22 protein-coding genes are annotated in these 23,484 nt (G+C 44.5%); 9 read left to right on the forward strand and 13 right to left on the reverse strand.

Annotated elements, in window-relative coordinates; translation table 11 throughout:
• The first annotated feature begins 28 nt into the window (after positions 1–28).
• On the forward strand, positions 29–1,072 hold the full coding sequence (locus SWOO_RS04375; RefSeq protein WP_012323497.1) for a transposase: 1,044 nt from the start codon (positions 29–31) through the stop codon (positions 1,070–1,072).
• Here the strand turns inward: SWOO_RS04375 and SWOO_RS25815 are convergent.
• The 6 genes from SWOO_RS25815 to yjjX form a co-directional block, all read right to left on the reverse strand.
• Positions 1,044–1,367: a hypothetical protein gene (locus SWOO_RS25815; RefSeq protein ID WP_195742857.1), complete on the reverse strand. Its 324-nt coding sequence runs from the start codon at positions 1,365–1,367 to the stop codon at positions 1,044–1,046. The genes SWOO_RS04375 and SWOO_RS25815 overlap by 29 nt on opposite strands.
• A gap of 264 nt (positions 1,368–1,631) precedes the next feature.
• Positions 1,632–2,072 (reverse strand): SufE family protein, encoded by a 441-nt coding sequence (locus SWOO_RS04380; protein WP_012323499.1) that lies wholly within the window; start codon positions 2,070–2,072, stop codon positions 1,632–1,634.
• Positions 2,073–2,315: 243 nt separating this feature from the next.
• Positions 2,316–3,527: a cysteine desulfurase gene (locus SWOO_RS04385; protein WP_012323500.1), complete on the reverse strand. Its 1,212-nt coding sequence runs from the start codon at positions 3,525–3,527 to the stop codon at positions 2,316–2,318.
• A gap of 102 nt (positions 3,528–3,629) precedes the next feature.
• Complete coding sequence (locus SWOO_RS04390) at positions 3,630–4,673, reverse strand: NADP(H)-dependent aldo-keto reductase (RefSeq protein ID WP_012323501.1); 1,044 nt, start codon at positions 4,671–4,673, stop codon at positions 3,630–3,632.
• Positions 4,674–4,765: 92 nt separating this feature from the next.
• Entirely contained in the window at positions 4,766–5,770 is a 1,005-nt protein-coding gene (locus tag SWOO_RS25820; RefSeq protein ID WP_012323502.1) for a bifunctional helix-turn-helix transcriptional regulator/GNAT family N-acetyltransferase, read from the reverse strand.
• A gap of 78 nt (positions 5,771–5,848) precedes the next feature.
• Positions 5,849–6,412: an inosine/xanthosine triphosphatase gene (yjjX, locus tag SWOO_RS04400; protein WP_012323503.1), complete on the reverse strand. Its 564-nt coding sequence runs from the start codon at positions 6,410–6,412 to the stop codon at positions 5,849–5,851.
• A 656-nt stretch (positions 6,413–7,068) separates the two neighbouring features.
• Between yjjX and SWOO_RS04405 the strand changes: the two genes are divergently transcribed.
• Entirely contained in the window at positions 7,069–8,340 is a 1,272-nt protein-coding gene (locus SWOO_RS04405; protein WP_012323504.1) for a serine/threonine transporter, read from the forward strand.
• Positions 8,341–8,416: 76 nt separating this feature from the next.
• Positions 8,417–9,784 carry an L-serine ammonia-lyase gene (locus tag SWOO_RS04410; RefSeq protein ID WP_012323505.1) on the forward strand — a complete coding sequence of 456 codons (1,368 nt, stop codon included), beginning with the start codon at positions 8,417–8,419 and terminating at the stop codon, positions 9,782–9,784.
• 227 nt (positions 9,785–10,011) lie between these two features.
• On the opposite strand, the gene SWOO_RS04415 is transcribed toward SWOO_RS04410, so the two are convergent.
• Positions 10,012–10,455, reverse strand: coding sequence for a GNAT family N-acetyltransferase (locus SWOO_RS04415; RefSeq protein WP_012323506.1), 444 nt, complete (start codon positions 10,453–10,455; stop codon positions 10,012–10,014).
• 127 nt (positions 10,456–10,582) lie between these two features.
• Here SWOO_RS04415 and SWOO_RS04420 point away from each other — a divergent pair, with 127 nt between their 5' ends.
• On the forward strand, positions 10,583–10,879 hold the full coding sequence (locus tag SWOO_RS04420; RefSeq protein ID WP_012323507.1) for a DUF4234 domain-containing protein: 297 nt from the start codon (positions 10,583–10,585) through the stop codon (positions 10,877–10,879).
• Between the two features lie 51 nt (positions 10,880–10,930).
• Here the strand turns inward: SWOO_RS04420 and SWOO_RS04425 are convergent, their stop codons facing one another.
• The 3 genes from SWOO_RS04425 to SWOO_RS04435 form a co-directional block, all read right to left on the reverse strand.
• Positions 10,931–11,344, reverse strand: coding sequence for an META domain-containing protein (locus tag SWOO_RS04425; RefSeq protein WP_012323508.1), 414 nt, complete (start codon positions 11,342–11,344; stop codon positions 10,931–10,933).
• A 100-nt stretch (positions 11,345–11,444) separates the two neighbouring features.
• Positions 11,445–12,404, reverse strand: a complete 960-nt coding sequence (locus SWOO_RS04430) for a nucleotidyl cyclase domain-containing protein (RefSeq protein WP_012323509.1) — start codon at positions 12,402–12,404, stop codon at positions 11,445–11,447.
• Positions 12,405–12,598: 194 nt separating this feature from the next.
• Entirely contained in the window at positions 12,599–13,591 is a 993-nt protein-coding gene (locus SWOO_RS04435) for a GGDEF domain-containing protein (RefSeq protein WP_012323510.1), read from the reverse strand.
• 168 nt (positions 13,592–13,759) lie between these two features.
• Here SWOO_RS04435 and SWOO_RS04440 point away from each other — a divergent pair, with 168 nt between their 5' ends.
• The 3 genes from SWOO_RS04440 to SWOO_RS04450 all read left to right on the forward strand — a co-directional run bounded on the left by SWOO_RS04440 (position 13,760) and on the right by SWOO_RS04450 (position 15,609).
• Positions 13,760–14,305, forward strand: coding sequence for a GNAT family N-acetyltransferase (locus tag SWOO_RS04440; RefSeq protein ID WP_012323511.1), 546 nt, complete (start codon positions 13,760–13,762; stop codon positions 14,303–14,305).
• 20 nt (positions 14,306–14,325) lie between these two features.
• The gene (locus SWOO_RS04445) at positions 14,326–14,676 is read left to right on the forward strand and encodes a hypothetical protein (protein WP_012323512.1); all 351 of its coding nucleotides are present in this window, start codon (positions 14,326–14,328) and stop codon (positions 14,674–14,676) included.
• Positions 14,677–14,913: 237 nt separating this feature from the next.
• A complete protein-coding gene (locus tag SWOO_RS04450) occupies positions 14,914–15,609 on the forward strand; it encodes a VC0807 family protein (RefSeq protein ID WP_012323513.1) in 696 nt (231 codons plus the stop codon).
• A gap of 146 nt (positions 15,610–15,755) precedes the next feature.
• Here the strand turns inward: SWOO_RS04450 and SWOO_RS04455 are convergent, their stop codons facing one another.
• From SWOO_RS04455 to metK, 3 genes are all read right to left on the reverse strand, one after another.
• Positions 15,756–17,507 (reverse strand): sensor domain-containing protein, encoded by a 1,752-nt coding sequence (locus tag SWOO_RS04455; RefSeq protein ID WP_012323514.1) that lies wholly within the window; start codon positions 17,505–17,507, stop codon positions 15,756–15,758.
• Entirely contained in the window at positions 17,508–18,110 is a 603-nt protein-coding gene (locus tag SWOO_RS04460) for a cysteine hydrolase family protein (RefSeq protein WP_012323515.1), read from the reverse strand.
• A gap of 393 nt (positions 18,111–18,503) precedes the next feature.
• Positions 18,504–19,658 carry a methionine adenosyltransferase gene (gene metK, locus SWOO_RS04465; RefSeq protein WP_012323516.1) on the reverse strand — a complete coding sequence of 385 codons (1,155 nt, stop codon included), beginning with the start codon at positions 19,656–19,658 and terminating at the stop codon, positions 18,504–18,506.
• Positions 19,659–20,184: 526 nt separating this feature from the next.
• On the opposite strand from metK, the gene tkt reads away from it, so the two are divergent.
• Positions 20,185–22,176 carry a transketolase gene (gene tkt / locus SWOO_RS04470; RefSeq protein ID WP_012323517.1) on the forward strand — a complete coding sequence of 664 codons (1,992 nt, stop codon included), beginning with the start codon at positions 20,185–20,187 and terminating at the stop codon, positions 22,174–22,176.
• Positions 22,177–22,356: 180 nt separating this feature from the next.
• Positions 22,357–23,379: an erythrose-4-phosphate dehydrogenase gene (gene epd, locus SWOO_RS04475; protein ID WP_012323518.1), complete on the forward strand. Its 1,023-nt coding sequence runs from the start codon at positions 22,357–22,359 to the stop codon at positions 23,377–23,379.
• Positions 23,380–23,484 lie beyond the last annotated feature (105 nt).

Consider the following 23,484-nt stretch of genomic DNA (forward strand, 5'->3'; position numbering starts at 1 on the left):
TGACTTAGTTTTTTATGGGGGAGTATTTATGACTTTAGCTCGCCGGACATTGATTGATGCAGAAACAACGCCTTTCTACCACGTAATTAATCGTTGTGTGAGAAGGGCTTACCTCTGCGGTAGTGATGAGCTGACAGGTAAGAGTTTTGAACATCGACGTGGCTGGATTGTCGATAAAATCAAGGTTCTTTCTTCCATATTTTGTATTGATGTTTGTGCTTATGCGGTGATGAGTAACCACTATCATCTAGTGTTAAAAATTGACTTGAATGAAGTTAATGCATTAAGTCATCGAGATGTAATTAGTCGCTGGCAGCAGTTGTTTCATGGTCATGAGGTTGCCACTAAATACATGAAAGGTGAGGAACTCATTGAGGGAGAGCAGATACTACTTGATGGACTGATTGCTGAGTGGCAGGAACGTTTAGCTAGTATTAGTTGGTTTATGCGTTGCCTTAATGAGGAGGTTGCACGAAAGGCCAATCGCGAAGATGAGTGTAAAGGTGCTTTCTGGGAGGGACGTTTTAAGTCACAAGCATTACTTGATGAGCAAGCACTTCTTGCATGTATGATGTATGTGGACTTAAACCCCATTAGAGCAGGGATTGCAGACTCGCTACAATCTTCCGATTTCACCTCAATTCAAGAGCGCATTTCTGAGCTAAATACAGCTGAGAATACTCAAGAAAAAGTACTAAAAATAGTAGATAAGAAAACAGTGTTCAAGACTGTTACGCCGTTAAAGCCCCTTGCTGAATTTGATGGAGCTACTCACCAGGTAACTCAACTAGGCATCCCATTTCACTTCTCTGATTACCTACAACTCATTGATTGGACTGGCAGAGCGATTAGGTATGATAAGAAAGGTTCTATTGATTCAAGCCGCCCTAAGTTACTTAGTGAATTAGGCATTTCATCAGCTGCCTGGTTAACCTCAACACGAGAGTTTCGTCGTCAATACAGCGGAGTTAGTGGCCGTTGGGATGCAATGTGTAAATTTAAAAAGAAACATCAGAGTGGGAAATGGTGCAAAGGCAAAGCTTCTAGCCAAGCACTTCATCCATCACCATAAAATGAGGAGAAGCCGAAAAAAGCAAAAGACAGACAAAAGACAGGACAATCACACCTTCTGCCTTTTGAGCTCCTCTCTTTTTCAAAGCAAAAGATGGTTTGCAGAGATAATCACAATACTTTGAGTTCAATGAAGCTTGGTAAATTCCGAGCACTGTTGCAACAGTATGCGTTGATGGCACGGATGCCATCGTCGAGCCCTCAGGGATGAGTTGATGGCGTCCTACTGAGGTAACAGTGCATAAGCCTGCGGCAAGCAATAGATACAAAAACACCTGCTGCCAATAAAGAATCAAAACAGGTATCTCATCTGCCTGCCGACGTAGCTTACCTAAATGGGAAGGGTCAGGTTATTCAGGGTTGAAAAAGACAGAAGAGCCATGCCTTCATTGCTACTTCAAATACCGACTAAGGCTATAAAAAACCACGACCTTAATCCAAACGAAGTTTGGAAAGCACTACCCAAGCCCCAAATCACATTGGGCATAATTGCCCATTTAACCTTCCCAATGACCCAATCAAAAATATTTGAAACTTGTTATTCAACAAGTCAGCGCAAACTAAACAGAAAAAGCCTTTATAGCCTTAGCCAAGGCAAACAAACCATTAGTGCGTGAGGGACTCAGCTGCCCCGTTAGCCCTAACATATCGAAATAACCCTCTATATCAAACCTTGCAATCTCAGCTGAGGTTTTACCCTGACAGGCGGTCAATAACAGGCCAATCAGTCCCTTCACAATGCGTGCATCGCTATCGGCGACAAAGTAGTGTTTATCCTCGATTACACTGTGATAGAGCCAAGCACTGCTCTCGCAGCCTCTGACCTGCGCTGATTCGACCCGAAAGGCCTCATCAAGCTTTGGTAGCGCTTTGCCGAGCAACATGATTTGACGATAGCGCTCCTGCCAGTTACTGGCTTGCTCAAACAACGGCAATATCTCACTGCTGTCGAGCTTAAGGGCTAAAAATGTTTCCTGTGAGGGTTGTGATACTTGACTCATACTCGACCTAATTTGAATGCTTACTCTATTAAAAATAAAACCGCGCTTTTTAGCTTTGTTGTCTTAGCCTTTTCTAGCACCTAGCACCTAGCACCTGCTTTCCCTAGGATCTTCTTTCAAACCTGTGACGGCATAAATGCCGACCTACAAAATCTATTTTTTTCGGCTTAGCCCTTCCTAGTACCTTCTTTTCCTAGGACCTTCTTTACCTAGAACCTAGAACCTAGAACCTAGAACCTTCTTTTACAACAACATCTCTTTCACCGATGCCATCGCTTCGATAAAACGGTCGATATCCTCTTTACTGGTATATACACCGAGTGAGGCGCGACAGCAGCCCTTGAGTCCCAAACTTTGCATTAACGGCATAGCGCAGTGATGGCCGCAGCGAACGGCAATGCCTTGCTGGTCGAGCAGTATTCCCACATCTTGATGATGCTCATCGGCAAGATTAAACGCCACTGCGCCGATATTGCTGGTGTTGGCACCATAGAGTGTGATGTCGCCCAGCTGTTTCAGCTGAGTTTGAAGGTAGCTAAGTAGCTCAGCTTCCTGCTTGGCAATGACCTCTCTTGGGAGTGCACTAAGAAAATCGATAGCGGCGCCTAAGCCTATCACCTCTGCAATAGGCGGCGTGCCCGGTTCGAGCCGGTTTGGCAGCTGGTTAAATTCGGTGGCTTCGAAACTTACGGTCTTTATCATCTCTCCACCTGTCATCAGTGGCATTAAGCTGTCCAGAATATCGAAGCGCCCGTAAAGCACGCCTACGCCTGTGGGGCCATACATTTTATGGCCGGAGAAGACATAAAAATCACAGCCTATTGCTTGGACATCGACATCTAGATGCGCGATAGCTTGAGCGCCATCGACTAAGGTGATGGCGCCAACCTGCTTTGCAAGCGCAACGAGCCGGTTAACGGGATTAAGCGTACCTAAGGCGTTGGATACATGGCTCAGGGCAACAATGAAAGGGTTTTCTTGCAGTAGATGCTCATAGGCGGTCTCATCGAGACGGCACTCACTGTCTAAGGGGATTGGCTTAATGATGGCACCAGTGCGTTTGGCCAGCTCCTGCCAAGGGACGATATTGGCGTGATGGGCTGCGGTGTCGATAAGGATGAGGTCTCCTGATTTTATCTGCCCAGTTAAGCCGTAGGCGACTAAGTTTATCGACTCTGTGGTGCCGTGGGTAAAGATGATCTCTTCACGCTGTTTAGCCTTGATAAAATGGCACACCTTATCGCGCACTGTCTCGTAATTACTGGTTGCGCGGGATGATAGCTGATGCGCTGCACGGTGGACGTTCGCGTTATCGTTTTCATAGTATCGGGCCATGGCGTTGAGCACTTGCTTAGGCTTTTGACTGGTGGCTGCGGTATCTAGGTAGCACAGTGGGTAACCAGCTAAAGTCTGCTCTAAGGTGGGGAATTGAGCGCGCAGGTGGTGAAAATCCATGGTTTGGGTCCGATATTTGGCTGAAAATAGAAAAGGCGATGAGATCATCAAAGATCTTATCGCCTAATGCAAGGAGCTTTTACCCTTAACTTAGAATTGAGTTTATGGGCAGGGCAGGCGGTAAACCTGGGCTAACTCATCGAGTCGCGCCATCAACTCAGGTGAGATGCTGGTGTTGATGCTGTCGATATTCTCCTTGAGCTGTTCAAGGTTGGTGGCCCCTATGATGTTTGAACCCACAAATTTACGAGAATTGACAAAAGCCAATGACATCTGCGCTGGACTGAGCTTGAACTCGCGGGCCAGCTCGACATAGGCTTTGGTGGCATCGAGAGCGACTTGTGAGCCAGTATAACGAGCAAAGCGTTTAAAGAGGGTGAGACGCGCCCCTTCTGGCCATTGGTCATCTAAATACTTACCACTGAGAGCACCGAATGCTAATGGTGAGTAGGCAAGTAGCGGCACCTCTTCACGGTGGCTTATCTCGGCCATTCCCACTTCAAAGCTGCGATTGAGCAAGTTATAGGGATTCTGTACTGAGACTACGCGGGGGAGGTTATGCTTCTCTGCAAGTTGCAGGTATTTCATTAGGCCCCAAGGCGTTTCGTTCGAGACACCGATATAGCGGATCTTGCCCTCTTTTTGCAATGCGGCTAGGGCTTCCAATGTATCTATGATGGGAGTGAGTTTCTCGTTCTCATCAATCTGCTGGTAGGAGAGCTCGCCGAAAAAGTTGGTGTTTCTGTCGGGCCAATGTACCTGATAGAGATCGATGGTATCTATCTGTAAGCGCTCAAGTGAGGAGTCGACCGCTTCATGGAGGTTACGCCAGTCTAGGGCCATATTGGGGCGTATATAGTCACCCTTTCCCCCTGGTGCAGCGACTTTAGTGGCGATGACTAAGTTATCGCGATTGCCTGCTTTTTTGAGGTAGTTACCTAAGATGCGCTCGGTGGCGCCTTGTGTTTCAGCTTTTGGTGGGACTGGATACATCTCGGCAGTATCAATAAAATTGATGCCTTGGCCGATGGCGTAGTCAAGCTGGGAAAATGCTTCTGATTGGGTGTTCTGCTCACCCCAAGTCATGGTGCCTAAACAGAGTTCGCTCACTTCAAGGTTGGAATGTGGTAGTCGACGATATTCCATAAGATCTCCACTGTGTGTTAAGGAATGCCTTTCCTATCTTTGAGGCTAGCAAGCTTTTATAGGAAAAACTAGATTTATTGGGGACCTAGAGCTTATTTAAGTGCTAACAGCATCGGCATTTCGCAGGCATCATGTCCTGTATCACCTAAATGTTGTGAGATGTGCTCAAAACCGAGGGATTCATACAATGAGATAGCTTCAGTAAGGCAGGCGGTGGTTTCAAGGTAACAGGTTTGGTATTTCTGTTCGCAAGCGTAATCCAGCGCCAGATAAGCCATACGCTTTGCAAATCCTTTGCCTCTGAGCTGTTTGCTAAAGTACATCTTCTGCAGTTCACACACTCCCTTTTCGCCACTTAATGGGGCGATACCTACGCCACCGAGCAGTTCACCGTCGAGTTCGATAACCCAGTAACATGCGCCTGTAGCTTGATACTGCTCGCTGGTGTTATCTAAGCTGGGATCGGCGACGCTAAAGCCTTTATCGGCGCTGAGTCCATACTCTGCCGATACCTCTCTTATCAGCTTGGCGATAGCCAGATCATCCTCATGTGTTACCTCTCTGATGGTATAGCCTTGTTGGGCTTGAGTGCGGCTGATGGCTTTATTGTACGTGGCCATGGCTGACTCGATAGTGGTCGCCTCTTCGGTTGAGAGTTGAGATAGGATCTGGTCGAACATGGTGTTTTGTTGTTGATGGAGCTTTTGCAGTAGTTTCTTCCCTTGAGGCGTTAAATGGGCCAGCAGGCTTCGAGTATCTTTAGGGTTACATTGCGTGTAGGCAAACCCTTTTTCTGTGAGATGGGTGACAGCGCGGCTGGCATTGGATTTATCGATATTGAGCCGCTGGGCCAGTTGCTTGATGGACACCGCTTCGTTACTGAGCTCAATGAGTGCATGGGCCTGAACTGGCGAGAGTGGCAGTTCGCCAAAGGCGGAGTTGAGCATGCCTAGTTGTCTGACAATGTGGCGTGAGACTGCTCTTAATCCTGCCCTTGCTCTAACTCTAGGGCAAGGCTCACTATCCAAATCTGTCACACTATTACTAAACGATGTCAATCTTATGCCCTCTGTTAAGGTTTTTGATGCGACTAACATCGATATTCTAAATCGCAAAGTATAACCTAGAGCGGTTTTAGATAAATTGCAAGTGGGGCAGAGGGCACAGAAGCTGTATTAACGCTGGTAAAGCTCCTCATTGAGTAGCGGGGCCATGGTTAAGATTAGGGCTTGGGTGTAGATACTCTCTCTTGTCGCCACGCCTTGAGTTAATAGCCCGATCGCGCCGCCTTTTTGTTTGATATTATCGGTGTTGAACAGCCTGTCCATCACATCGCCTAGCTCCTCACCGTCACTTAATGCTTTATAAACCACTGGCGGCAGTGGGAGTATGGCACTGCGGCCCACTAAACGCTGCTGTTTATCTGAGATCACTATGTAGGCAAACGTGGCTGGACCATAGCTGAAGTTATCGACACCACCCTCGATGGCAATAAACAGATCCGCTTCGCTGGTATCTGGCGCTGACTGGCAATGTTCAACCCTGTTAATTGCTCCTTTAAGGGTTTCATCTGCCGTCATAGGTTGCTCTGCCACACCTGAAGGGGCATGACAGCCAAGGCACTCTATTTCGGTATTAGGAAGCAGTTGATTGAGCGCATGCTGAGCGGCTTGAACTTTTACTGGGTTCTTGGAGCCGATAATGACTCGGATTTTTGCTAATTGGCTAATCTTTGACATCTGTTTTTCGCTTTTTTACTTTTTCACTGCATTTTATTTTAAACAGTGTGGCTCGTTTGCATTTAGGTTGCAATCCAATGAGGAGGGTAGATATAAAAATTATTGATGTTGTGGGGTTAACCATTGTTTACTATGGTTAAATGTTAAATCCCCCTCTGTTTTTCTTCTCTTTTCCTCTCAAAAAGTCGCGCGGCTAAAAAGTGAGTTGTGAATAAATTTAGTGTGTTTTGCCGAAAGAGGCTGGATACACAGTTTAATTGACTGTGACATGGTTCAAGTTTTTGCTTTGGCTTGTAAGTTAATGTCTCGTTAGTGCGTATTTTTGTGACGTTAATCGTTTTGGGCGAAATTACCGCGTGATTTTAAATATCAGCGTTTGGTAATTTATGTGATTATAATGTTGGGCTTTGGTTCGATCTCGTTATTCTCGTGGTGGTTTTATGAAAACTTATTACATAATAACTGAGAGGTGGATCACATTGCTGGCTTGTTCTGAAATTCGATTTCAAAACCCCGCGCTAGATCAACTTTTCAATGTACTAATTCTATATTCTGACCTCGAATTTTGCTCTGACTGCGGGGCTTACCCATAACGACACAGTCAATGCTTATACCTCGAAAACCAAAGGTGTCATTAGCACCTCTAAGGTAACTTTATGCAAGAAGAAGTGATGAATACCCAAGTAGAATCATCTAGCCGTCAAGGTTGGACACGTCAGGATACAACTTGGATGTTAAGTTTATTTGGTACAGCGGTCGGTGCCGGTATTCTTTTCCTACCTATCAACGCAGGGATGGGTGGTTTCTGGCCACTTGTAATGATGGCGATAATTATCGGTCCTATGACCTATTTAGCCCATCGCGGTTTATCTCGATTCGTGTGCTCTTCACAGAAGCAGAGCAGCGATATTACTCACGTGGTTGAGGAGTATTTTGGTGTTGGCGCTGGTAAGGCAATTACATTGCTCTACTTCTTTGCTATCTACCCGATTGTATTGATCTATGGTGTTGGTATCACAAACACTATCGATAGCTTCATTGTTAATCAGCTTGGCATGGCATCGCCACCACGTTGGTTGCTATCTGGTGTACTTATTCTTGCCATGATGTCTGTAATGGTATCGGGTGAGAAGCTAATGTTGAAGGTGACTCAGTTCCTGGTTTACCCGCTTGTGGCTATTTTGGCATTTATGTCTCTATACCTTATTCCAAGCTGGAAGATGGATGCACTGACTCAAATTCCTACAACAGGTGAGTTTTTAGGTACTGTTTGGTTAACCATTCCAGTATTGGTATTTGCTTTTAACCACTCACCAGCGATTTCACAGTTCTCAGTTTCATTGAAGCGTGAGCACGGTGTTAATGCGGCTAAGAAGGCGGATGTTATTCTTCGTAATACATCTATGATGTTAGTTGGTTTTGTTATGCTGTTTGTATTCTCTTGCGTGCTTTCATTAAGCCCAGCGCAACTTGCAGAATCTAAAGCGCAAAACTTGCCAATTCTTTCTTACTTAGCGAACGTACACGCCAGTGGTTTCGTTAGTTACTTTGGTCCTATCATTGCTGTGATTGCCATTGTATCTTCTTTCTTCGGTCACTACTTAGGTGCGACTGAAGGTCTGAAGGGAATTATTACTAAGCAGTTACGTAGCAGCAATAAAGAAGTATCTGACAAGAAAATTAATAAGTTTATTCTTGGCTTTATGTTCTTCACCATTTGGGGGGTTGCGATTATTAACCCAAGCATCTTAGGTATGATTGAAGCGTTAGGTGGTCCAATCATCGCTGCGATTCTTTACCTGATGCCAATGTACGCCGTTTATAAAGTGCCAGCTCTTAAGGCATACCGCGGTCGTATCAGCAACATCTTTGTGATTATTGCCGGCTTGTTAGCGATGACTGCTATCCTGTTCGGTATGATGTCTTAAGCAACACCGTTTTAAGATTGATAAGGGGATCAGCACTGAATTGGTGCTGGTCCTTTCTGCTTTTGAGGTAATTAATATGTTTAGCGCATTTGATATTTTTAAGATAGGTGTGGGTCCATCCAGCTCGCACACTGTCGGGCCGATGAAGGCCGCCAAAGAGTTTGTTGATGAGTTACGTCAACGTGGAGATATGACAAAAGTAACCCGTGTTAGTGTTGATATTTATGGTTCACTTTCACTCACTGGTAAAGGTCACCACACAGATACAGCTATCTTAATGGGATTAGGTGGAAACCTGCCTGAGAGTGTTGATATCGAGGCGATTCCTGAGTTTATCCGTCAGATTGAAACCACTGAAACCTTACCATTAGGAAAAGAGGCCAAAAGTGTTGCGTTTCCTACAGGTTCCGTGACCTTTCATGCTTACGCACTACCGCTACATGAAAACGGTATGTCTATCCATGCTTGGGATGGTGACACTAGCTTATTCTCTAAAACTTACTACTCAACCGGTGGTGGTTTTATTGTTGATGAGGAGCATTTTGGTTTAGAAGCGGCTAATGAGGTGATGGTTCCATATCCGTTTGCCTTTGCTGACGATCTGCTTGCTATCTGCAAAGAGACTGGCATGAGTATCAGTGCTGTTATGTTGGCCAATGAGAAGGCTTTTAATAGCGAAGCGGTGATCTATGAGCGTTTAGGTGCGATCTGGGACACCATGAAGTCAGGTATCGAGAGAGGCTGTCAGACTGAGGGGATCCTTGCCGGTCCACTACGTGTGCCGCGCCGCGCTCCTGCACTGTACCGCCAACTTGTTACTGGTGAGCGTCACTCATCTGATCCTATGGCTATTTTAGACTGGGTCAATATGTTTGCCTTAGCGGTAAGCGAAGAGAATGCTGCTGGCGGACGCGTGGTGACGTCACCAACTAACGGTGCTGCGGGCATTATTCCTGCTGTGATGGCTTATTACGATAAGTTCATTCAGCCAATGACTCAGTCTGAGTACACCCGTTTTTACATGGCAGCGTCTGCGATTGGTAATCTGTATAAGCGCAACGCGTCTATCTCTGGTGCCGAGGTTGGTTGTCAAGGGGAGGTCGGCGTGGCTTGCTCTATGGCGGCAGCTGGTTTAGCCGAGATTATGGGGGCTACACCATCTCAAGTCTGTATTGCGGCTGAGATCGGTATGGAGCATAACTTAGGACTGACTTGTGACCCGGTTGCAGGCCAAGTTCAAGTGCCATGTATCGAGCGTAATGCTATTGCGTCTGTTAAAGCGATTAACTCATCGCGCATGGCGATGCGTCGCAGCAGTGAGCCTACAGTGAGTTTAGATAAAGTTATCGAGACCATGTATGAAACTGGTAAAGATATGCACGTTAAGTACCGTGAAACCAGCCAAGGCGGTTTAGCGATTAAAGTGACCAGTATCTGCGCGTAAAGATAGTTTGGAGGGCGACCTTCGGTCTTTGAGAGCGGCTGAAAGCGCCTTCGAGAGCGTGACTTTGTCACTGCGAGGGCGGCCAGCGGCCTTGGAGAAAAAGCTAAGTCACAAGCGATAAGTTACTGCTTGCTTCTTAGCTTTTTCTCGCCGCGAAGCGCTCTAGCAGGGAACGTGTTCCCGTACTCGTAGTGAGCCTGCGAACGCCCTCGAAGTGTTCGCTCTCGCTATTTCTCTTCATACATCTGGTAGTAGCTTTTTTCCATCCCCAGCGCTGAATAGGTGCTTTGCGCTTTGGCGTTATCTTGCTCTACATAGAGCCTGAAACTTGCAGCGCCCCCATTTTGCTCCGCTATCTGTTTAACCTCGTGATAAAGTTTTGCGTAGATCCCTTGTCTGCGGTTTTGTGGGCGGATATAAACACTCTGGATCCAGTAGTAATCTTTAGCGCGCCAATCGCTCCATTCAAAGGTCACCATTAAGGAGCCAGCGATCTCTCCATCGACTTCGGCTACAAGGTAGAAGCCTTTTTCTGGGTTAGAGAGTAGGGTATTGACTCCTTGGGTGAGGACTGATTCATCTAAGGCAAGATCCTCAGTCTCCTTCGCCATGGCTAAGTTAAATTGAATCAAAGCATTAAGGTCTGATTTCTGGCCTTTTCTAATGTGCATTCTAGACTCCTTTTTTGAGGGTACTCTAGCATGTTACAACTGCCTTTGGCTGAAATATTATTCAAATTAAATATTCGACTAAAGTCTAACTCTGCTAAACTTTTTAATAGTAAAGGTGGAGGTGTCTATGGCGATGACTCATCATAAATTTCGTGTACGTAGATTATCAGCGAGTAAGGCTGTTAGTCAGGAGCCGGCTGAGCAGCATAAGTTGATCCACTTTTTGCTGACACTGGTTACTTTCGGTCTTTGGGGGTTGGTCTGGTGGTGGTTAATTTTAAAATCCGAAGGCAAGGCTGATCAACTTTTTAGGGGCTTTGATGATGCTTATTGGAGCTACTTGATTGAGCGAGAGCAGCCACCAGCAGCACTGCATAAGATGAAGGTTGATGCTGAACTGAAGAGGGGATACTTCGATGCTTAGGCATATACCAATAAAAAACCGCCAAAAGGCGGTTTTTTTATTGGCATAAATCTATTGCCTGCTTAATACGATTTGAGTCTTACCCGCTTCATCTTTTAAGAGTAACTTGCCTTTTGCAAGTACGGCATTGGTGATAGTAGGCATTGAAGACATTACTCTTTGCTCTTGAGCCATAAGTGCATCAACGCAAGCTTTCATGGTGTTACCAGCAGGCATAAGACGCACATTATCTCCATCGATAGAGTAACTTCCGAAGAAATTATTGCAGCTGTTGTTACCAGATAGTTCCCCTCCATCAGCGAAAATAAGCTGGGCTGGGCTATAGTCGATAACAGGTTTGTCGGCAACGACCTCTATGTTCCATGTACCAAGCAGTTCGATATCTTGAGTTTGGGGAGCGCTTGTACTTTGGCAAGCCGTTAAGCTGATTAAGGCTGCGGAGATAATGAGAGATTTAATAGACATGAGAGAGCCCTGAAATAATATAATGGCCATATTGTGACAATTATAATGCAAGATAAACAGTATTAAATCTGTCAAAAAGCGAGAAAGTGGGATGAAAGTGTTAAAAGTTGTTCGCGCTTCCCAGCTTATTTAGATTTAGATTGTCATTTGCTTGTTTTTTCATCGGCTCGAGGCTTATTTGAGTATCTGGGGTGAAGAAGCTTTGACCTGTATTGATGGTCAGTCCTGGGGCTTCTTTTGCTATCTGCTTTTTCAATCTTGAAACTAATGAGTCTAAATTGGCTTTATGGTCGATAAAACAGAGAATAATAAATTGGTTATGGCTGATCCTTGCAGAAACATCAGCATCTCTCATATTGTCATGGATAATGCGGGCTAGAAGTCGTCGTTTTTGAGCTTGAGAATCGCAGGTTAAGGCTGAGCTATTACTCTCCTCAATGTTCTCCTCAATATTTTCTTCAATTAGAATAATTCCTGCATGGGAGCCAAAGCGACGACTTAGGCTTAACTGCCTAGGAGCCATTAAGCTAAACCCATAGGGGTTTAGCATGCAGGTTTGATCATCTTGTACCGAGAGCATCTTAATTTGCTGCATTAAAAATAGGTGCTTTAGCTCAGCTTGAATAAAAGATTTACTGTTTTCAATTAGGGAGGATAGTGGTCCCGTCTGTTTATTCAGATCTGGGTCGCAGATTAGAATAGAGCCAAACAGCTCCCCGTCAGGCCAAAAAATAGGTTGGGTCAGCAGGTGTTTAAATTGATTCAAAGAGGAGGATAGATCTCTGCCGTCTGAGATTGTTGCCGTGTAACCGTTATGCTCCTCTATGATGGACTGTAAACCCGCATCTTCAAAATGGGTGCCACCAATCAACTGATACTTCTTACCTTTACGGGCACAAACAATCTGAAATGAGTTATTGATGAACTGCACAATGAGGCAAGTTTCTGCTTGATAACATTCGCCAAGTAGAGACAGTTGTTGCTGCCATTTAGGCCAGCTAATAGCAGGGTGGTCTTGCTCTCTTAGCCAAAGAAGATGGTGTTGACTTTGGGCTAGCATAATTCATGTCTCACTTAATGTTGGATTTATAGAGTCATTTAAACAGTCGTGTACTTAAATTTAGTACCTTACTATTTGTAATCATACTTGTTTTTTTAGGTTATCTAAATGTAATTATGCTATCAGAGAGAGAATAGAGAGTTTCACTTTTGAGGTTAAAAAGTAGCTGCTAATGGAGACTGAGTTTGAGAGCTCTATGAAAGCGTGTTGCTGGCCTCATCTCTGGTTTCCTGCTCCAATATTGCGAGCTGAGCTTCTTGCTTTTCCTGTTCCGATTTTAACCCTTTTTTAGACTCTTCAATCATGGGGGAGAGCTTTAGTGATGAATCGGGTGTAAAGAAGTTACAGCTAACATCAATTTTGAGGCTTTCATTCTGTTGATAGAGAAGTTTCTCAACACGTTGAGATATATGAAGAAGGTCGCGCTCTGAATCGATAAATACTAGCACCACAAATTGTGACTCATCGTAGTGAGCCGCAATATCTGCTGTGCGTATGGTATCTTGAATTATCTTGCCTAATAATCGGTTGTGATGTTCTTGAATTTGCTTGATTAACGGATCAGGCAGTAATTCAAAGAAAATAATCCCTGCATGAGCACCAAATCGTCTTCCTAGGCTCAATTGTCTGGGTGCCATCATGATAAACCCATACTCATTTAGCATGCCTGTATCCTTGTCTCTCATGGACAGAGACTCAATGCGTTGGGTCTGGCAGTAGAGTGAGAGCTCCTGTTGCAGTAGCACCTGAAATGGTTCAAGCATAAATGCATCCGTTTCGCTTTTAGTTGTTCTGGAGTTTAAAACACAGATACAGCCGAAATGGGTGCCGTCAGGCCACAATATGGGGCGGGTTAACATGCTGTTTGCTTCGTTAAAGTCTTTAGGTAAGTCTTGTGACTTTTGACTGGTTAGATCGATATATAACCCTTCCGGTGGTGTATGGACTAAACGTTGAAAAACAGGGGTCTCTTTTTCGAATAGGGTTCCAGTGGTAAAACACCTAGCTTCACTAATCGAGCTTACTATAATCTCAAACCCTTGACCTGTTTGCTGAATGACAAACACCACATCTGACTCATAGTAGCGATGCATTAATTCACATTGATGCATCCATCGAACTAAGTTTAACTGAGTATTATCACTTTCGAGCAGACTGATACTGGTATCAATATTTTCAGGAAGCATAGTAACCTAGGAAAGACTAATATTATTGACACTAATTGTGGTTGTCATATTGGTTTTTGGCAAATTTTTGCACAATCAAAGCTAATATTTTAGGGGATATTTCAATGGATTTGAGTATGTCTGTATAATACTAACTATCAAAAATATGGATCTGAAACGAGTTTTACAATGAAAACTAGGCTTGCCCTTAGTGGTGATGTTGAGGAGTTAGAAAAGCTTGAGCGACTTTATCAAAATGATGAGCTTGGTGATGCTTCACAAGCTGGTGGCTTTGATGGTCAGGTATTTGGCTCAAAAGATCTTAGGAATTTGATTGAGAAGGGGTGGATTGTTGTCGCCGAAGAGAAGCAAGTTATTCTTGGTTATGTGATTGCCGGCCCTTGGCCACTTTTTGAAACTGGGCCTGTTTACAGGCATATACTAGCGCGTCTACAAAGAGTTGAATTTGGTAGTGCTAAGTTAACTAAAACTAATTCGTGCCAATATGGGCCAATCTGGATCCACCCAGAGTATCGCGGGCAGGGCACTTTTGAACTCTTGGTAAGTACTTTGAAGGAGCATGTCAGAGCTAAATATCCGTTTATGATCACTTTTATCGCCGAAGATAATATGATCTCCTTCTCCGCTCATACGAATAAAGCATCGATGCAGGTGTTGGACTTTTTTACTTTCGATGACAGGGATTACTACCTGTTAGTTTTGCCAACTCAATAACACCCTTGCTAAGGATATCTATGTTATCTAAATCCCTTGCTTCAATCTTTGCTCCCTATTTAGGGCTTAATTTACCTGCTTTTGATAATCTGAAGTTGGTTGTTGCCGTATTAACTGCGCAGGGTGAAGAGTGTCATGGATTGGAGGCTGAACTCTGTTTCGATAATGAGCAGCAAAATGCCTATTTGGTGCGCTGGAAAAAGCACTTTATCTTTTGTGGCCGTACTAACTCCTATGGGAGTTCGATAGATGAAGTACTCAATTTAGATGATATTAATCCTATGTCGATTAAGGTGTTGCAGCCACCAGTCTTGTCTATGCAACAGGTCTCATTTATGTGTATGGAAAATGCCCATTTCGACCACTGTTAGGTATACTCACGTCCGTATGGGCATCACGCGACTTCGGTTAAAAATAGTTTCAACTTACTTTGGCAACTAAGATGGGGAATTAGCATTTTTTGTGAGTACCGCTATTGATTCGATTTCTGCAAGCAATGGTGATTCAGTATTAATACTGGCACCATAGAAACACTAATCTAGCATCAGAGCCTTGGTTTTTATCTTTAAATTTTTTCGAAGCTTCATGCTTCGCCTGGAAAACAACATATGAGTAGTACATCGACACATAAACCTCGGCCTATGGTTGACCTGTTAGTGAGTATCGTCATCCCCGCTTTTATTCTAATGAAGCTAAGTGGTGATGATCAGCTAGGGGCGAGTGGTGGATTAATGTTGGCGTTAAGTTTTCCGCTGGGATGGGGCATATTTGAGCTGATAAAATACAGGAAGTTTAATTTTATCGCCTTACTTGGCTTAGCTAATGTGATGTTAACTGGCGGCATTGGTTTACTGGAGCTTGACCTTAAATGGTTGGCAATTAAAGAAGCCGCGATCCCAGCCGCGATCGGCATTGCAGTGCTTATTTCGACCTTTACTTCTAAGCCACTAATCAAAGCCCTAGTCTTTAATCCAGCGGTGATGGACGTAGATAAGATCATGAAGCGCTTACAACAGAACAATTGTATGGCGGCGTTTGAGCAGCGACTCATGACGGCTACCTATTTGGTTGCAGGCTCGTTTGCGTTCTCCGCCACCATGAATTATGTGTTGGCTAAATGGCTAGTGACCAGCCCAACAGGTACCCCTGAGTTCAATGCAGAGTTGGGTGAATTGACCTTATACAGTTACCTGATGATAGCCTTGCCGTCGATGGTGATGATGATGGGGATTTTTTATTATTTATGGCGCACTATTCGTGATTTAACTGGGCTTAAGTTGGAAGAGGTTTTGGCCAATCAGTAAGGTTGTGTCAGGTTGCGGCTGACGGTTCGCTTTACAGCGGAAAGTAATCAAACTTCGTTTGATAAATCTATCAGGCTGCGCCTGAACTTTAAGTTAGACTGCGTCTAACAACTAACGTCGTGGGATTCCATCCCACACATTGAATCTTACAAGATCAGTTCGCTAAAGCGATCGACATTGAGTGGCTGGCTAAACAAAAAACCTTGATAAAGATGACATTGCTGCTTTTTAAGAAAGGCGAGTTGTACTCTATTTTCTACCCCCTCAGCGACAACGGTTAAACCCAAATGGTGAGCCATCACCATGGTGGTTTCAACAATGGCGGCATCGTAGCCATCATGGGGCAGACCCTGGACAAAGGATTGATCAATTTTAAGTGTGTTGATTGGTAGGTGTTTGAGGTAGGAGAGTGAGGAGTAGCCTGTGCCGAAGTCATCTAGGGCGATGCGAATACCTAGCTCTTGAAGTCTATCCATTTTTTTTATCGTTGAGGGGATATCATGAATGGCGACGCCTTCGGTTAATTCAAGCTCTATCTGTTCCCCGCTTATCTGATGTTTGATTAAACATATCTCAATAAACTCAATAAAGTCAGGGTGTTTAAATTGGTTAGCACTGACATTAATCGATAAACATAACTCATGTTTTCCTGCATTATGCCATACCTTTAGTTGGCGGCAGCTCTCCTCTAAAATCCACTTGCCGACGGGAATAATTAGGCCGTACTCTTCGAGATGAGGGATAAATTCATCGGGGTTGACGATTCCATGTCTAGGGTGTTGCCAGCGAAGCAGTACTTCGGCCTTTAGTATAGTTGTGCCCTCGGCATCGACTTGAGGTTGATAGTAGAGTAGGAACTCTTCATTTGTTATAGCTTGGCTTAGTTCATCTTCTAGTTGGTGACGACGTCGTTCACTTTGCTCTAGCTCCTCATCATAGAAACGGACTTGGTTTTTCCCTGTATTTTTTGAGTGATATAGCGCGGCATCGGCGTATTTAAAGATGTCACTGTGGCTCATGGTGGCGTGATCTAAAGTAACGACACCTATGCTGCTGGTTATCTGAATTTTCAATTTACCAAGCAGTACAGGTTCGCTCAGTTGTACCCGAATCTTCTCGGTTATCTGCACTAGCTTTTGAGTCACTAAAGCGGAGTTTTCTCCTAAGTTTGATAGAAAGAGAATAAATTCATCACCGCCCATTCGTGCAACAAGATCTTCCTCATCCTGGGCATACTCGCTGAGTACATCACTGACCTCACATAGGAGAAGGTCGCCTACCGTATGCCCATAATGATCGTTAACCTGTTTAAAATTATCTAGGTCGATATAGAGTAGGGCTGAGCAGTGCCCGCAGGGTTTTGTCAGCTCTTGAGCTAAGTGCTCCATCAGAAGGCGTCTATTTGCTACTCCAGTTAAGGCATCATGATATGCCATAAAAGTGATCTTATTTTCGGCTACAATCCGTTCAGTGATATCTGTGATTATGCCTGCAAAACCAGCAAACTGACCCGTTTCATCTTTGACCGCCCTGCAGGAGAGCTCAAATATTCGTTTATCATTATCGGCAGTATTAAAGGTTATCTCTTCACTCATCTCGGTTAACTGCTTGGTGAGAAGTGCTTGAAACCCCGCGGTGCATTTTTGAGTGTCTTGAGAGGAGAGGTTTTCAGCAAAATATTTGCCTAAGGAGTTTTCTATGGAGTAACCAGACATACCATGCCATGCCTGATTGAGAAATGTCCACTTGAGTGCTAAGTCGAGATGAAAGACTACATCACGTAGATGTCCCACTAAATCTTCGTAGCGTTTCTCTGATGCTTGCAGATGCTCAATCAACCTGTTTTGTGCCTGCGATAGGAGTTCGCTTGAGCTGGGTCCTTTCAAACCATCAGGCATCTATAGTCCTAAGGATTTTTCAATATCTTTTGATGACATCACGTTAGCGTAAAGAGGCATGATTTCATTGAGGTAGTACTCCTGCTCGAAGGTGGTTCTTGCCACCGTACAGTCGGATATTATGGTAACGCGATAGCCAAGGTCAGCTGCTTCTCGACCCGCAGTATCAATGCACAGAGAGGTGACAGCACCTGCGATAATGACATCTGTTATCTTATTCTCCTGCAACACCTTATGTAGCTCAGTATTGGAGAAACAGCTTAATCCCCGTTTACCCGGTAAGGTGATTATATCGGCTGACATAGACTCTACTTCGTCAATTGTTGCAGCACCTACGGTATTGGATCTGAATGCACCGTTATCTTTGATTATTTTTAAGATACCTATGGGATCGTTGAGTTCGGAATAATCGGGAGTGAATATGATAGGCGTGGCGGCGATGACGGCATCAGTCGGAAGTAAAGTTTTAATTAACTTCAGTGAATTAGATAATATTGTGCCGACTTGATCTGAGTTTTCCAGAGCACTGTGAAGAATACCGTCTTTGGCAAAATAGTCATTTTGATAGCCGATTAAGAGTAGAGCTGTATTTTGAATATTCATGACAATTCCCGCTATTTAACTGAACTTAAGTTTTGTTCATCTGCTTTGCTATTAAACATTACGGTTTACAGGGTCTTTATTAGTATAGTTAACTCTGATTTTTTATTGTTAAAAGGAGGGGCCTAGTAGCACTGTGTTACTTACTTTCGTTAGCAAATAATTAATAACTGAGTAAATATCTGGTTTGGTATGTGATTATAGTTCAGATTGTGGCTTTTTCATTTTTTTGTGCTTTTATTTTGATGTTTTGTGATTTTTTTATCTGGCTTTATGTCTTTTCTGTGAAAGCAATTAGGCAATTGGATTATCGTAATCGACATGGTGATAGGTATAAAAAAACCGCCAGAAGGCGGTTTTTTGTGGGCTAAAGCGTAAGGCTTTAAGCGGCGAAGATTAAAGACCAGCGTCTGCGCGCAGAGCTTCAACTTTGTCAGTCGCTTCCCATGGGAACTCTTCACGACCAAAGTGACCGTAAGCCGCTGTGGACTTGTAGATTGGGCGAGCTAGGTTCAACATCTCTGTTAAGCCATATGGGCGTAGATCGAAGTGGCGACGTACCAGATCAATCAGTAATTCTTCAGCAACTTTAGCAGTACCAAATGTTTCGATACTGATTGACGTTGGCTCCGCCACACCAATCGCGTAAGAGACTTGAAGCTCACAGCGATCAGCTAGACCTGCTGCAACTATGTTCTTAGCCACGTAACGTGCTGCGTATGCCGCACTACGGTCAACTTTTGATGGATCTTTACCAGAGAAAGCACCACCACCGTGACGTGCCATACCGCCGTATGTGTCAACGATGATCTTACGACCCGTTAGACCACAGTCACCTACTGGACCACCGATAACGAAACGGCCAGTTGGGTTGATGAAGTATTTAGTCTCTTTAGATAACCACTTAGCCGGTAATACTGGCTTGATGATTGACTCCATTACACCTTCAATAAGGTCTGCTTGAGTCACATCTTCACTGTGCTGTGTAGAGAGAACAACCGCGTCGATACCGGCAATACTGCCATCACTGTTATAAGCAAAAGTCACCTGACTCTTTGCATCTGGACGTAACCAAGGAAGTGTCTTGTCTTTACGTACTTCAGATTGACGCTTAACCAGCATGTGCGAGTAAGTGATAGGTGCAGGCATGAATACATCGGTTTCATTGTTGGCGTAACCAAACATTAGACCTTGGTCACCAGCGCCTTGCTCTTTAGGATCTGCGCGATCAACACCTTGGTTGATATCAGGAGATTGCTTACCAATAACGTTTAGTATGGCGCAAGAGTCTGCATCAAAGCCCATATCTGAGTGTGTGTAACCAATTTCGCGAACTGTATTACGGGTGATCTCTTCGATATCAACCCAAGCAGATGTTGTGACTTCACCACCTACCATGACCATGCCGGTCTTAACGTAAGTTTCACACGCAACACGAGCTTTTGGATCTTGCTCAAGTATTGCGTCTAATACCGCATCAGAAATCTGATCGGCTATTTTATCTGGATGACCTTCTGATACTGACTCAGAGGTGAACAAGTGCTTTGCCATGGTGGGAAATCTCGTCGTTGAACTATTTGAATGCATACCCAAGCTCTCAAGCCACATACATCGGGGGCGAACAGATCATCTGCTTAGAATAGAACTCAGCATCATGAAGCCGCTTGGGTATAGAAGTATTTACATCTAGACGGCTATAATAATCCATTATTGCCCTCTTATCACCCCCGATGATGAATTATTCCTCGAAATTGTGACATTAAGTCTATTCCCCTATCCGACCTGCTGTTACTTTATCTTTTATTATTATGTGGTTATATATTTTTGTTTTGCTTTCTATCTTTGGAAAAAATTTTGTTGTTAAGTGTAAATGTCGATTGATGGGCCATGAGTTGTTGGCGGCTATTTTGCTGATGAGGCAGTAAAATGCCCATTAGGGCAATAAACATTTGCGTCAAGGTGCTATGTAGGTGAAAATATGGCTCCCAAATTTGCCGTAGAGCATCGATGGTTAAATAAGTGCTGATCGATATAGTGCTCGTTGCTCTAGACCTCAAAAAATCAAGCAGGAGAGAGCATGTCATCTCGTAAAGAACTCGCAAACGCTATCCGTGCGTTAACCATGGATGCCGTTCAAAAAGCCAATTCAGGTCACCCAGGTGCACCAATGGGGATGGCTGACATCGCTGAAGTGCTTTGGAATGATTTCCTTAAGCATAACCCGAATAACCCTGAGTGGGTTGATCGTGACCGTTTTATCCTATCAAACGGCCATGGCTCTATGCTTATCTACTCTTTGCTTCATTTGACTGGCTATGCACTGCCTATCGAAGAGCTTAAAAACTTCCGTCAACTGCACTCAAAAACACCGGGTCACCCTGAATATGGTTACACGCCAGGTGTTGAAACTACGACAGGTCCATTAGGCGCTGGTATCAGTAATGCTGTGGGTATGGCGATTGCTGAAAAGACATTGGCTGCTCAGTTTAACCAGCCTGGCCACGATATCGTTGACCACTTCACATACTGCTTCCTAGGCGATGGTTGTTTGATGGAAGGTATCTCTCATGAAGCATGTTCACTAGCAGGGACCTTAGGTCTTGGTAAGCTAGTGGCGTTCTGGGATGACAACGGTATCTCTATCGATGGCCATGTAGAAGGTTGGTTCACCGACGATACACCTAAGCGTTTCGAATCATACGGCTGGCATGTAATTGCTAACGTTGATGGCCATGATAGCGATGCTATCCGTGCTGCTATCGAAGAAGCTAAGTCTGTGACAGACAAGCCAACAATGATCTGCTGCAAAACCACTATCGGTTTTGGTTCACCAAACAAGTCTGGCAGCCATGATTGTCACGGCGCACCATTAGGTGATGCTGAGATTGCTGCTGCACGTGAATTCCTTGGTTGGAACCACGATGCATTCGAGATCCCAGAAAACGTATACGCAGGTTGGGACGCTAAAGAAGCGGGCCAAGCGAATGAGTCAAACTGGAACGATAAGTTCGCGGCATATGAAGCGGCTTTCCCTGAGCTAGCAGCTGAATATAAGCGTCGTGTGATCACGGGCGAACTACCAGCTGACTTTGAAGAGAAGGCACAGGCTTTCATTCAAGAGTCTCAAGATAAAGCGGAAGGCATTGCTAGCCGTAAAGCATCACAAAATGCGATTGGTGCATTTGGTGCAATTCTACCTGAAATGCTAGGTGGCTCAGCAGACCTTGCTGGTTCTAACCTAACGCTTTGGTCTGGCTCTAAAGGTATTCAAGACGATCCTGCTGGTAACTACATCTACTACGGTGTACGTGAATTCGGCATGAGCGGTATCATGAACGGTGCATCACTTCACGGTGGTTTCATCAATTATGGTGCAACGTTCATGATGTTTATGGAGTACGCACGTAACGCAGTACGTATGTCTGCATTGATGGGTATCCAAAATATCTTCGTTTACACCCATGATTCAATCGGTCAAGGTGAAGATGGTCCAACTCACCAGCCAGTAGAGCAGCTTGCTAACCTACGTATGACACCAAACATGACTGTATGGCGTCCATGTGATGCGGCGGAAACTGCTGTATCTTGGAAGAGTGCAATCGAGCGCCGTACTGCGCCAACTTCGCTTATCTTTAGCCGTCAAGGTTTGAAAGCACAAGCGCGCACCGCTGAGCAGTTAGCAAATGTGGCTAAAGGTGGTTATGTACTGAGTGATTGCGCTGGTACGCCAGAGCTAATCCTTATTGCTACAGGCTCTGAAGTGCAACTGGCTCTTGATTCTGCTGCTGCACTGACAGAGCAAGGTAAGCAGGTTCGCGTTGTCTCTATGCCGTCAACTAACGAGTTCGACAAGCAAGATGCAGCTTATAAAGAGTCTGTACTGCCACGTAGCGTTACTAAGCGCGTTGCAATCGAAGCGGCTCACGTTGATTTCTGGCACAAGTATGTTGGTTTCGACGGCGCGGTTGTTGGTATGACAACCTTCGGCGAATCAGCACCAGGTGGTGATTTGATGAAGCACTTCGGTTTCACTGTTGAAAACGTCGTTGCTACAGTTAACGCTCTTTAAAAAGTCATTGGTTATTCTATCAATGGTTTTGTTTAGCTAGCGCATCAATTGGTTGCTCTATGATGCAAAATAATTGTTTAAGTGTTTTTTGCTTTAAGCATTTATGATACAACGGCTTACCTAATAAGGTAGGCCGTTGTTGTATCAATAAATGAGCTGTTAAAGGGAATAGAAAGCTTAATGATCAGAGTTGCCATCAATGGATATGGCCGTATCGGTCGCTCAATTCTTCGTGCTGTTTACGAAACAGGTAAACGTGCCCAAATTCAGATCGTTGCTATTAACGAGCTTGCCAAACCTGAAGCCATGCTTCATCTCACTCAGTACGATACTACCCATGGTCGCTTTCAATCTCAGGCTGAGTTAGATACTGACGGCAAGAAGCTCTTGATTGGTGATGATGCCATTACCTTACTGCATGAAAGCGATGCCAGTAAGCTTCCTTGGCATGAGATGGATATCGATATTGTCTATGAGGCTACCGGAGTCTTGTCTGACAGGGAAAGCTGTGAAGCTCATATCCAAGCGGGGGCTAAGCAGGTACTGATCAGCCACCCATCCTCCAGTGATGTAGACGCTACCATAGTGTATGGCGTCAATCATCACCTGCTTGAAGCCGACCATACTGTGGTTTCAAATGCTTCCTGTACAACTAACTGTATTGTGCCTGTCATCGAAGTGTTAGATAAACACTTTAAGGTGAAAAGTGGGGCCATTACCACGATACATTCGGCGATGAATGACCAGCAAGTGATTGATGCTTATCATGATGATCTTCGTCGTACCCGAGCCGCTGGCCAATCTATTATTCCGGTGGATACTAAATTAGCGCGGGGGATAGAGCGTATCCTACCTCAGATGAAAGATAAGTTTGAAGCTATCTCTGTGCGCGTGCCGACCATCAATGTGACGGCAATCGATGTCTCTGTGACGATTGACTCAAAAGTTGATATCGCCTTAGTAAATCAAGTGCTTTGTGATGCTTCTAAGGGACTTTATAAAGGTGTTTTAGGGTATACTAACGAGCCATTAGTCTCCTGTGATTTTAATCATGATCCCAGATCTAGCATAGTCGACGGCACCCAGACCCGTGTCAGTGATGGACACCTAGTGAAGCTACTTTTATGGTGTGATAACGAGTGGGGCTTTGCCAACCGTATGTTAGATACTAGCTTAGAGATGATTAGAGCAAGAAGGGCATAATAAGCTCACAAAGCTTCGAGCTAAATTTTTAAACCTGATGGCTTGGTGTTGTGTCCCAGCGTTCAGGTAACCGTTTACTTTATTTTTAACTTTAATTTTAAGCAT

This window comes from Shewanella woodyi ATCC 51908 (assembly GCF_000019525.1).
Lineage (GTDB): Bacteria > Pseudomonadota > Gammaproteobacteria > Enterobacterales > Shewanellaceae > Shewanella > Shewanella woodyi.

Coding starts and splice junctions, on each gene's coding strand:
- SWOO_RS04375 (WP_012323497.1), top strand. CDS start 29: ATGACTTTAGCTCGCCGGACATTGATTGATGCAGAAACAACGCCTTTC.
- SWOO_RS04380 (WP_012323499.1), bottom strand. CDS start 2,072: ATGAGTCAAGTATCACAACCCTCACAGGAAACATTTTTAGCCCTTAAG.
- SWOO_RS04385 (WP_012323500.1), bottom strand. CDS start 3,527: ATGGATTTTCACCACCTGCGCGCTCAATTCCCCACCTTAGAGCAGACT.
- SWOO_RS04390 (WP_012323501.1), bottom strand. CDS start 4,673: ATGGAATATCGTCGACTACCACATTCCAACCTTGAAGTGAGCGAACTC.
- SWOO_RS25820 (WP_012323502.1), bottom strand. CDS start 5,770: ATGTTAGTCGCATCAAAAACCTTAACAGAGGGCATAAGATTGACATCG.
- yjjX (WP_012323503.1), bottom strand. CDS start 6,412: ATGTCAAAGATTAGCCAATTAGCAAAAATCCGAGTCATTATCGGCTCC.
- SWOO_RS04405 (WP_012323504.1), top strand. CDS start 7,069: ATGCAAGAAGAAGTGATGAATACCCAAGTAGAATCATCTAGCCGTCAA.
- SWOO_RS04410 (WP_012323505.1), top strand. CDS start 8,417: ATGTTTAGCGCATTTGATATTTTTAAGATAGGTGTGGGTCCATCCAGC.
- SWOO_RS04415 (WP_012323506.1), bottom strand. CDS start 10,455: ATGCACATTAGAAAAGGCCAGAAATCAGACCTTAATGCTTTGATTCAA.
- SWOO_RS04420 (WP_012323507.1), top strand. CDS start 10,583: ATGGCGATGACTCATCATAAATTTCGTGTACGTAGATTATCAGCGAGT.
- SWOO_RS04425 (WP_012323508.1), bottom strand. CDS start 11,344: ATGTCTATTAAATCTCTCATTATCTCCGCAGCCTTAATCAGCTTAACG.
- SWOO_RS04430 (WP_012323509.1), bottom strand. CDS start 12,404: ATGCTAGCCCAAAGTCAACACCATCTTCTTTGGCTAAGAGAGCAAGAC.
- SWOO_RS04435 (WP_012323510.1), bottom strand. CDS start 13,591: ATGCTTCCTGAAAATATTGATACCAGTATCAGTCTGCTCGAAAGTGAT.
- SWOO_RS04440 (WP_012323511.1), top strand. CDS start 13,760: ATGAAAACTAGGCTTGCCCTTAGTGGTGATGTTGAGGAGTTAGAAAAG.
- SWOO_RS04445 (WP_012323512.1), top strand. CDS start 14,326: ATGTTATCTAAATCCCTTGCTTCAATCTTTGCTCCCTATTTAGGGCTT.
- SWOO_RS04450 (WP_012323513.1), top strand. CDS start 14,914: ATGAGTAGTACATCGACACATAAACCTCGGCCTATGGTTGACCTGTTA.
- SWOO_RS04455 (WP_012323514.1), bottom strand. CDS start 17,507: ATGCCTGATGGTTTGAAAGGACCCAGCTCAAGCGAACTCCTATCGCAG.
- SWOO_RS04460 (WP_012323515.1), bottom strand. CDS start 18,110: ATGAATATTCAAAATACAGCTCTACTCTTAATCGGCTATCAAAATGAC.
- metK (WP_012323516.1), bottom strand. CDS start 19,658: ATGGCAAAGCACTTGTTCACCTCTGAGTCAGTATCAGAAGGTCATCCA.
- tkt (WP_012323517.1), top strand. CDS start 20,185: ATGTCATCTCGTAAAGAACTCGCAAACGCTATCCGTGCGTTAACCATG.
- epd (WP_012323518.1), top strand. CDS start 22,357: ATGATCAGAGTTGCCATCAATGGATATGGCCGTATCGGTCGCTCAATT.